The organism is Micromonospora sp. CV4, assembly GCF_003667455.1.
GTDB lineage: Bacteria > Actinomycetota > Actinomycetes > Mycobacteriales > Micromonosporaceae > Micromonospora.
On sequence record NZ_RCVI01000163.1, the window covers coordinates 1 to 8914 of the forward strand.

Annotated in this window: 5 protein-coding genes and 2 pseudogenes; 2 read left to right on the forward strand and 5 right to left on the reverse strand. The window is 74.3% G+C overall.

What is annotated here, in order from left to right:
- Positions 1-1613, reverse strand: a 1613-nt coding sequence (locus EAD98_RS03680) for an adenylate/guanylate cyclase domain-containing protein (RefSeq protein ID WP_121652666.1), incomplete at its 3' end; no start/stop codon positions are given.
- Between the two features lie 194 nt (positions 1614-1807).
- Here EAD98_RS03680 and EAD98_RS03685 point away from each other — a divergent pair.
- Positions 1808-2992: pseudogene (locus EAD98_RS03685) on the forward strand (AAA family ATPase); the annotation flags it as partial.
- A gap of 291 nt (positions 2993-3283) precedes the next feature.
- Here the strand turns inward: EAD98_RS03685 and EAD98_RS03690 are convergent.
- Entirely contained in the window at positions 3284-4765 is a 1482-nt protein-coding gene (locus EAD98_RS03690) for a peptide MFS transporter (protein WP_121652667.1), read from the reverse strand.
- 222 nt (positions 4766-4987) lie between these two features.
- Between EAD98_RS03690 and EAD98_RS03695 the strand changes: the two genes are divergently transcribed.
- Positions 4988-5329, forward strand: a complete 342-nt coding sequence (locus EAD98_RS03695; protein WP_046564157.1) for an RNA polymerase-binding protein RbpA — start codon at positions 4988-4990, stop codon at positions 5327-5329.
- 65 nt (positions 5330-5394) lie between these two features.
- Here EAD98_RS03695 and EAD98_RS03700 read toward each other — a convergent pair whose 3' ends face one another.
- The 3 genes and pseudogenes from EAD98_RS03700 to lnt all read right to left on the reverse strand — a co-directional run bounded on the left by EAD98_RS03700 (position 5395) and on the right by lnt (position 8447).
- Positions 5395-5919: an FxsA family protein gene (locus EAD98_RS03700; RefSeq protein WP_121652668.1), complete on the reverse strand. Its 525-nt coding sequence runs from the start codon at positions 5917-5919 to the stop codon at positions 5395-5397.
- Between the two features lie 122 nt (positions 5920-6041).
- Positions 6042-6851: a polyprenol monophosphomannose synthase gene (locus tag EAD98_RS03705; protein WP_121652669.1), complete on the reverse strand. Its 810-nt coding sequence runs from the start codon at positions 6849-6851 to the stop codon at positions 6042-6044.
- A 34-nt stretch (positions 6852-6885) separates the two neighbouring features.
- A pseudogene (gene lnt, locus EAD98_RS03710) lies at positions 6886-8447 on the reverse strand (apolipoprotein N-acyltransferase).
- Between the last annotated feature and the right edge of the window lie 467 nt (positions 8448-8914).

Genomic DNA, 8914 nt, shown 5'->3' on the forward strand with positions numbered 1-8914 from the left:
GCGCGGCGGGGGACCAGCAGCCCGGCGGCGACGAGCCCGCGCAGCACCGGCCCGGAGCGGCCCGGCGTCCAGCCGAGCGCCCGGTCCAGCATCGCGCCGGCGGCCACGCCGCCCAGGGTGGCGGCGGCCATCAGCACCGCCCGCCGCTCACCGTCGAGCCGGTCCAGCTCCGCGCCGACCGCCCGGTGCACGTCGTCCGGCAGCGGAAGCGCCGCCGGGTCCGCGCCGTCGACGATGGAACGCACGTACGCCGCCGCGTGCCCGGGACGCCCGCCCACCATCGGCAGCAGTCGGTCGACCAGCGCCACCGGTTGCCCGGCCCGGGTCAGCAGGAGGCGCAGCAGTCGCCCGCTCTGCACCGTGGCCAGCGGCCGGACCGCCACCCGCCGGGCCGTACCGGGTCGGGTGTCGGCCCAGTGCGGCTGGTGCAGGGTGACCACGGCCAGCGGCAGCCCGCGCGCCGAGGCGGCGGTGAACAGCGCGTGCAGGAACCGGCTCACCGCGGGGGCGGCCCGGTCCAGGTCGTCCACGGCGACGATCAGCGGCCGTTGGGCGGCCAGGCGCAGCAGGGCGTCCCGGCAGGCCGCGGCGCCGGCCAGCGAGACCGCCGAGCCGTCCGGGGTGGCCAGCAACCGTTCCAGCGCCGGAACCGCCGCGGCGACCCGGGCCGGCGGAAGCAGCGGCGTCAGGGTCGCCGTCAACCGGTCGCGGACCACCGCCGGGCCCGCGCCGTGGCGGATCCCGGCGAATTCGCGCAGCAGGTCCGCGACCGGCGCGAGCACCTGATCCGGGTACGGCTGGCAGGCCGCCACGCACCAGCGCACCGCCACCCCGTCCACCGTCGTCAGCGACGTGGTCAGCTCGTGCAGCAACCGACTGCGGCCGCTGCCCGTCGGGCCGACCAGCGACACCCAGCGCGGGCTGTGCTCGCGGACCGCCCGGCTCAGCTGGTCGCGTACGGTGGCCAGCTCGCGACGGCGGCCGATCAGCGGGCCGTCGTGCGGGTCGGCACTCGGGCGTACGGGGCCGACCGCGTGCCAGACCGGCGCCGGCGGCACCCGCCCGGTGACCGGCGCCAGTTGACGCTGGGCGATCAGACCGGCGGTGGCCCGGGCGGTGGCCGCACAGAGCGCGACGGCGCCGGGTGGCGCGTACTCCTGCAGGCGGGCCGCGGCGGTGATCACCGCGCCGCTGGCCACGCCGTGACCGCCGTCGACCGCGCTGCCCAGGTCGACCACCACCTCGCCGGTGGCCACACCGACGCGTACCCGCAGCGTGATGTCACCGACCATCGGCCGGCGGTCCAGCGCGGCCTGGATCTCCAGCCCGGCGCGGACCGCGCGGTACGCGTCGAAGCCATCGGAGTGGCGCGCGCCGAAGAGCGCCATCACCGCGTCGCCGACGTACTTCTCGACCACCCCGTGCCAGCGGTGCAGCACACCGGCGACGGTGTCGAAGTAGGCCTGTTGCAGCGCCCGGACGTCCTCCGGGTCCAGTCGCTCGACCAGCGCGCTGGAACCGACGATGTCGGCGAAGAGCACGGTCACGGTGCGTCGCTCCTGCGGCACCGGCCAGTGCGGGGTGCTGGTCCGCTGCGTGACGATGGTGGTCATGGGTATTCGCACCGGCCTCTCTCCCACTGCTGCCTGCAGACCTTCGGAGATTGGCATTCCTGCGCTGACGGGGGATCGGCAGAACGACGTATGTCGGCCAACCGCAACCTTTAGTCGCAATGTCGACGCGAGGAGTACCACAAGCGGCAGATGGCCGTAGAACGGTACGGGGGCGTGTGATTAGGCTGCGTGCCATGGCCAGCGATGTGGACACCGCCCCGCTCGTGGGCCGAGCGGAGCTGGTGCAGACGGTTCGGTCCGCGCTGCTCGGTGACGTCACGCACGGGCAGACCGCCGCCGTCTTCCTGACCGGTGAGAGCGGCGTGGGCAAGACCCGGCTGCTCGGCGAGATCGGCGCCCGGTTGCGTGACCAGGGCGCCCTGGTGCTCACCGGCAGCTGCCTGGACATCGGCGACGCCTCCCCGCTGCACCCGCTGTTGCAGGCACTGCGACGCTTCGACGCCGACCTGTCCGCCGCACAGGCGCGCACCTCCTCGGCCGTACGCGGTCTGTTGCAGATGTTCGCCGACGAGACCGCCGGCCCGGACGGCGCGGGCGCGCTGCTGGAGCGGGTCTCCCGCGGTCTGCATCTGATCGCCGAGGGCCGGCCGCTGGTGCTGATCCTGGACGACCTCCAGTGGGTCGACCGGAGCACCCGCCAGCTGCTGCTGTACCTGCTGGCCGGCCTCGGCGACCTCCAGCTCTCGGTGCTGGCCGCGGTCCGCGCCGAGTCGTTGCAGGGCGCGCACCCGCTGCGCCGGGTCCTCACCGAGCTGCGTCGACTGCGGACGGTGCGGGTGCTCGACCTGGCTCCACTGGACCGCGCCGGCACCGAACGGCTCGCCGCCGCGGTGGTCGGCCGGGAGCTCGCCTCCGACGCGGCCGAGCAGGTGTGGCAGCGCAGCGGCGGCAACCCGTTCGTCATCGAGGAGTTGGCCCGCGACCTGCGCGACGGCCGGGACGGGCTGTCCGAGACGCTGCGTGAGATCTTCCTCGCCCGGGTCGACGCGCTGCCCCAGCACGCGCACGCGGTGGTGCACGCGGTGGCCGCCGGCGTCGAGCCGGTGGAGCACTGGCTGCTCGCACAGGTGCTCCGGCTGCCCGAGGAGGAGCTGATCGAGGCGGCCCGCGCCGCGGTGGCGCACCGGCTGCTGGTCGGCGCCGACGACGGCTACCGGCTGCGGCACCGGCTCGTCGCCGAGGTCCTGGCGCACGAGCTGCTGCCCGCCGAGCGCTCCGGGTTGCACCGCCGCTACGCCGAGGCGCTGACCGCCGCGCCGGCCGAACTGCACCAGGCCCGACTGGCGCACCACTGGCGGCTGGCCGGCGAGCCGGCCCGGGCGCTGCCGGCGGCGGTGGCCGCCGCGCGGGAGGCCGACAACGCCCGGCAGGAGGCCGCCGAGCTGGCCGCGCGGCTGCGCGCGGAGCTGACGGCGACCGCCGCGCAACGCGACACCCTCACGGCCGAGCTGACGGCCGCCCGGCAGGCCGCGGCCACCGCCGAGGGCCGGCTCACCGCCCTGACGGTACGGCTGGAGGCCGCCGAGACCGACCGTGACCTGGCTCAGCGGCGGGTGGCGCAGCTCGGCGACCAGGTCAGCGACCTGGCTGTGGCGCTGGCCCGGCTCGGCGCCGCCACGCCCGACGACGCCACCCGCTGACGTGGGCGGTCAGTGGATGCCGGCCATCAAAGCGCGGATGTGCCGGGCGAACATCACCGCGCCCAGCCCGAACGCCACCGACGCGAGGCCGAAGGTGAGGAAGTAGGTCGACTCGGACCAGGTGTCGGCGAGCCGCGCCACCTGCCCGCCGATCGCGTCGCCGACGGCGGTGGCGAGGAACCACAGGCCCAGCATCTGGCTGGCGTACTTCACCGGCGCCAGCTTGGTGGTGGCGGACAGGCCGACCGGGCTCAGCGACAGCTCGCCGGCGACCTGGATGGCGAAGACCGCCACCAGCCACCACGGGGACACCAGGTCACCGCCGACGGCAGCCTGCGCGGCGGCGGCCATCAGCACGAACGACAGGCCGTTGAGCACCAGACCGACGGCGAACTTCACCGGCGTGGACACCCGGTTGCCGACCCGCAGCCAGAGCAGCGCGAACAGCGGCGCGCCGATGATGACCAGGATGGGGTTGACCGACTGGAGCCAGGACGCCGGGAAGGTGAAGCCGGCCACGTCCCGGTCGGTGCGCTCGGCGGCGAAGATGTTCAGCACCGACCCGGCCTGGTCGTAGATCAGCCAGAACGCGGCGGCGAACACGAACAGCCACAGGTACGCCTTCATCCGGCTGCGTTCGGTCGCGCTGAGCTCCCGGTCGGTCATGATCCGGGCGAAGTAGCCGACGGTGACCAGCACGGTGACCGCGGTGAGCGTGTTCACCACCGTGTTGACGGTGAACAGCCCGGTCAGCGCGAGGGCGGCGACGAGCACGACGAGCACCGCGACCGCCACGCCCGCGCGGGTGAGCGCCCGTCGGCGGTCGGCGCCGAGCAGCGGATCGGCCGGGCGGGCCCCGGCGTCGCCCAGGTTGCGCCGGCCCAGGACGTACTGGATCACGCCGAAGGTCATCCCGACCGCGGCGACGGCGAACCCCAGATGCCAGTTGATCTTCTCGCCGAGGAAGCCGGTGATCAGCGGGGCGATGAACGCGCCCAGGTTGATGCCCATGTAGAAGATCGAGAAGCCGGCGTCGCGGCGCGGCGAGTCCCGGTCGTACAGGGCGCCGACCATGGTGGAGATGTTGGGTTTGAGCAGGCCGGTGCCCACGACGATCAGGGTCATCCCGGCGAAGACGCTCCACCGCGTCGGCACCGCCATCACGTAGTGCCCGGCGGCGATCACCACCCCGCCCCACAGCACGCTGCGCCGGGCCCCGATCAGCCGGTCGGCGACCCAGCCGCCGGGCAGCGCCATCAGGTACACCATCGCGTTGTACGTGCCGTAGACGGCGTTGGCGCTGGACTCGCTCAGGCCCAGCCCGTCGTCGGCGGCCTCGGCCGTCAGGTACAGCACGAGGATCGCCCGCATGCCGTAGAAGCTGAACCGCTCCCACATCTCGGTGAGGAAGAGGGTGGCCAGTGCCCGGGGATGACCGAAGAACGTCCGCCCGTTGGCAGCGGGACGCTCGACCGGGACGTCATGGGCCATCGCAACCTCCGCTGCACTCGGGCGGTTAACATCCCCGGTGGCGGCCGAAACACTCCACCGTTCCGACCCGGCCGGGGATCACCTGGCCGGGTGACCGTCCAGGCCGGCTACCCTTGGTCCCGGCTCACCCGTGGGCGCCTCACGCCCTCGGGCGGGAATGGCTCGACGGGAACGCACCGTTACACCCAGAAGACCAGCACCACGAACGAGGGGAAGTCGATCATGGGCGAGCGTATGCTGCGCGGAAGCCGCCTGGGCGCGGTCAGCTATGAATCCGACCGCAACACGGAGCTCGCGCCGCGCCAGACCCGCGAGTACCTCTGCGCCAAGGGCCACCAGTTCGAGGTGCCGTTCGCCGTCGACGCCGAGGTCCCGACGACCTGGGAGTGCAAGTTCGACGGCAGCGTCGCTCGACTCGTCGACGGCAGCGAGCCGGAGCAGAAGAAGGCCAAGCCGCCGCGTACCCACTGGGACATGCTGCTGGAGCGGCGCTCGATCGCCGAGCTTGAGGACATCCTCGCCGAGAGGCTCCAGGAGGTTCGTACCCGTCGCGGCCGCGCCTGAGCCGCAACCCGCACGACGACGGCGCCCCCGGGGATCTTCCCCCGGGGGCGCCGTCGTGTCCGACGTCAGTTGCGGCCAGGCTCGATGATCTCGCCCTCGATGGCCCGGCCGCCGTCGACCACCACCGGCTGCTCCGGTTGCGCCGGCGGTGTCGGTTGCGGCGCACCCTGGCGGACCCGCACCGTACGCGGCCCGAACAGGTCACCGGCGACCATCGACGACACCCGCCGCTCGGTGGTGCGTTGCACCCCGGAGCGGGCCAGACGCCGCACCGGCGGCACGAGCAGCAGCAACCCCACCAGCCCGCTGACCAGACCGGGCACCGCCAGCAACAGCGCGCCGCCCAACCCGACGAGCCCGTCGGTCACCTGCCGTCCCGGTGGCTGCCGCGCTGTGGTGGCGGAGCGGAAACCACGCCAGGCGCGCATCCCCTCCCGGCGCAGCAGCACCAGCCCGAGCAGCGAGGCCGCGAACACCAGCAGCACCGCCGCACCGAACCCGAGCGCCCGCCCCACCAGGACGAACACCGCAATCTCCAGCACCACCGCCAGCAGCAGGGCCAACGGTACGAACCTCAGTCCTCGGCGCATCTCACCTCATCGCCATCCCGCGACGATAATTCGGCCTCCGGGCCGCAGAGCGGCACTCCGGACCGAATGAACGTCGGCCACACAGGAACGTGTCCCGCCCATCCAGCATGACACGGCCGCGCTCACGGCCACCGCACCTGACCGGTGGCGGTGCCGTTCAGGCCCCGGCGCACCGCCTGCCGGCGGTCCTGCACCCCCCAGGTCGTGATCCGCCACAGCGCCTCGGCCACGATCCGCGGGCTCATCTTGCTGTCCCCGCGCTCGCGTTCGGCGAACGTGATCGGCACCTCCACGATCCGCACCCCGGCCTGGTGCGCGAGCCGGGACAGCTCCACCTGGAACGAGTAGCCCTGCGAGCACACCGACGCCAGGTCGATGGCGTCCAGCGCGCTGAGCCGGTACACCCGGTAGCCGCCGGTGGCGTCGGAGACCGGCATGCCCAGCGCGAGGCGCGCGTACAGGTTGCCCATGCGGGACAGCAGCAGCCGCCGCAGCGGCCAGTTCACCACCCGCGCGCCGCTGGTCCACCGCGATCCGATCACCACGTCCGCGTCGGCGGCGGCCCGCAGCAGCGCCGGCAGGTCCTCCGGGGCGTGCGAGCCGTCGGCGTCCATCTCCACCACGGCCTGGTAGCCGCGCTCGCCCGCCCAGTCGAAGCCGGCCAGGTACGCCGCCCCGAGGCCCTGTTTGCCCTCGCGGTGCAGCACCTGCACGTGCGCGTCGCCGTCGGCGAGGGCGTCGGCGATGGCGCCGGTGCCGTCGGGGCTGTTGTCGTCGGCGATCAGGATCTGCACCGCCGGGGCCGCCCGGCGGACCCGGCCCACGATCGCGGCGATGTTGTCGGCCTCGTTGTAGGTGGGGATCACCACCAGCACCCGGCCCACGCCGGGCACCTCGTCGGGACGTCGGATGGTGTCGGTCGCCTGGATCACGGTTCCTCCGCTCCCGCCGGCGTACCGGCTGCTGCTATCCGGGCAGGATCCGCTGCCGTCGACGCAGCACCGCCGCGCCGACCAGGGCGGCCGTGGCCAGCCCGGCGAGCGCCAACTCCGGCCACCAGCCGAGCCGGGTGGCGAGAGTGCGCCCGTCGTCGAGCCGCATCTCCCGCACCACGACCTCCCGGGTGTTGAACCCGGTGGCGTCGCTTACCCGCCCGTCGGGGGCGACGAACCCGGACACCCCGACCGTGGAGGCCATCAACGCCGGACGGCCGTGCTCGACGGCCCGCAGGCGCACCATGGCGAGTTGCTGGCGGGCCTCGGCCACGTCGAAGGTGGCGTTGTTGGTCTGCACCACCAGCAGTTGCGCGCCGCCGGTGACGGTGTCGCGGACCACCTCGTCGTACGCGACCTCGAAGCAGATCACGTCGCCGAGGACCGCCGGGCCGGCGCGTACCACGCCCGGGGTGCTGCCGGGCACGAAGTCGTTGCGGATCAGGTCGACCTGCTTGCTGACCATGCGGGCGATGTCGCGCAGCGGCACGTACTCGGCGAACGGCACGGGGTGCCGCTTGGTGTACAGCTGGCTCAGGTCCGCGCCGGTGCCGGGCCGCCACAGGATGCCCGCGTTGCGGACCTCGCCGGGGCCGGGGCCGAGCAGCACCGCGCCGACCAGGATCGGCGCGCGGACCGTGTCGGCGGCCTGGGCGATGCGGGCCCCCGCGGTGGGGTTGCGCAGCGGGTCGATGTCGCTGGAGTTCTCCGGCCACACCACCAGGTCGGGTTGGCGCTGCGCGCCGGCGGCGACCCGCGCGGCCAGCTCCAGGGTGGCGTCGACGTGGTTGTTGAGCACCGCCTGCCGCTGGGCGTTGAAGTCCAGCCCGAGGCGCGGCACGTTGCCCTGCACGATGGCCACGGTCACCGGTGCGCCCGACCCGGCGGACGCGACCGGCACCAGCAGACCCGCCGCGCCCAGCGCCACGGCGACGGCGGCCGGTACGGCCACCGGCAGCCACCGCCGCGCGGGCGGCTCGCCCGAGGGCCCGTCCGGGCGGCGGCCCAGCCCCGCCACGCGGCGGTGACCAGCAGCCCACCGATGAGGGCCACCCCGAAGGTGACCAGCGGGGCGCCACCCAGCGCGGCCAGGCGCAGCAGCGGCGAGGAGTCCTGACTGAACGCGAGGCGCCCCCACGGGAACCCGCCGAACGGGGTGCGGTCGCGCAGCGCCTCCTGCCCCACCCATAGCAGCCCGGTCAGCGCCGGCCACGCCCAGCGGCTCCGGTCGGCCAGCGGCGACACCCAGGCGGTGGCCGCGCCGAGCAGCGCCAGGTAGCCGGCCTGCAACAGCGACAGCAGCACCCACGGCAGGTAGCCGGTGTGCAGGTTCGTCCAGGCCAGCAGCGGCGCGAACAGGGCCACCCCGGTGAGGAAGCCCAGGCCGGCGCCGGCGCGCAGCCGCCGCCGGTGCGCCGCGGCGGCCAGCAACGCCACCCCGACGGGCGCGAGCGGCCACACCCCGTACGGCGGGAACGCCACCAGCAGGGCCAGCCCGGCGGCCACGGCCATCGGCGCGGCGACCCTGAGCGGCAGCGGGCGGCCGGCGACGACCGGCCGGTGGGGCACCGCCGGGGCGCGCGTCTCGTCCCGGTCCAGGGTCGTCACCGCAGTTCCTCGATCACGGGGCGAAGGCTACCTGGCCGGGGGGCGTGTCGGCCGCATCGGGCACCGGGGACGGACCACCCGGCGGAATGAAATCGGGGCGCGGCTCGCGCCGCGCCCCGATGCTCCCAGGCCCTCCCCGGCCGGTGCGGCGGGGACGAGGCACGCCGACCTTCGGACCGACCGGACGCGGACTGGCTGCCCCCGCCGGGCCGTTGTCTACTGGCCGTGCACCTCACCCTGCCCGTACACCGGTAACCGCGACCGGTTCGCGCCGCCCCGCCGACCCCCGCCCGCTGGACCTGGCCGCCGCGACGATGACGCTGAAAACTGTCGCTCGGCCAGCGGACGAAGGGACGAAGCGAACAACAGCCGCTTCCCGTGGTAGGACTCAAAGA

Excerpts from the sequence above, each read along its gene's own strand:
- EAD98_RS03690 (WP_121652667.1), bottom strand. The coding sequence starts at position 4,765 with ATGGCCCATGACGTCCCGGTCGAGCGTCCCGCTGCCAACGGGCGGACG.
- EAD98_RS03695 (WP_046564157.1), top strand. The coding sequence starts at position 4,988 with ATGGGCGAGCGTATGCTGCGCGGAAGCCGCCTGGGCGCGGTCAGCTAT.
- EAD98_RS03700 (WP_121652668.1), bottom strand. The coding sequence starts at position 5,919 with ATGCGCCGAGGACTGAGGTTCGTACCGTTGGCCCTGCTGCTGGCGGTG.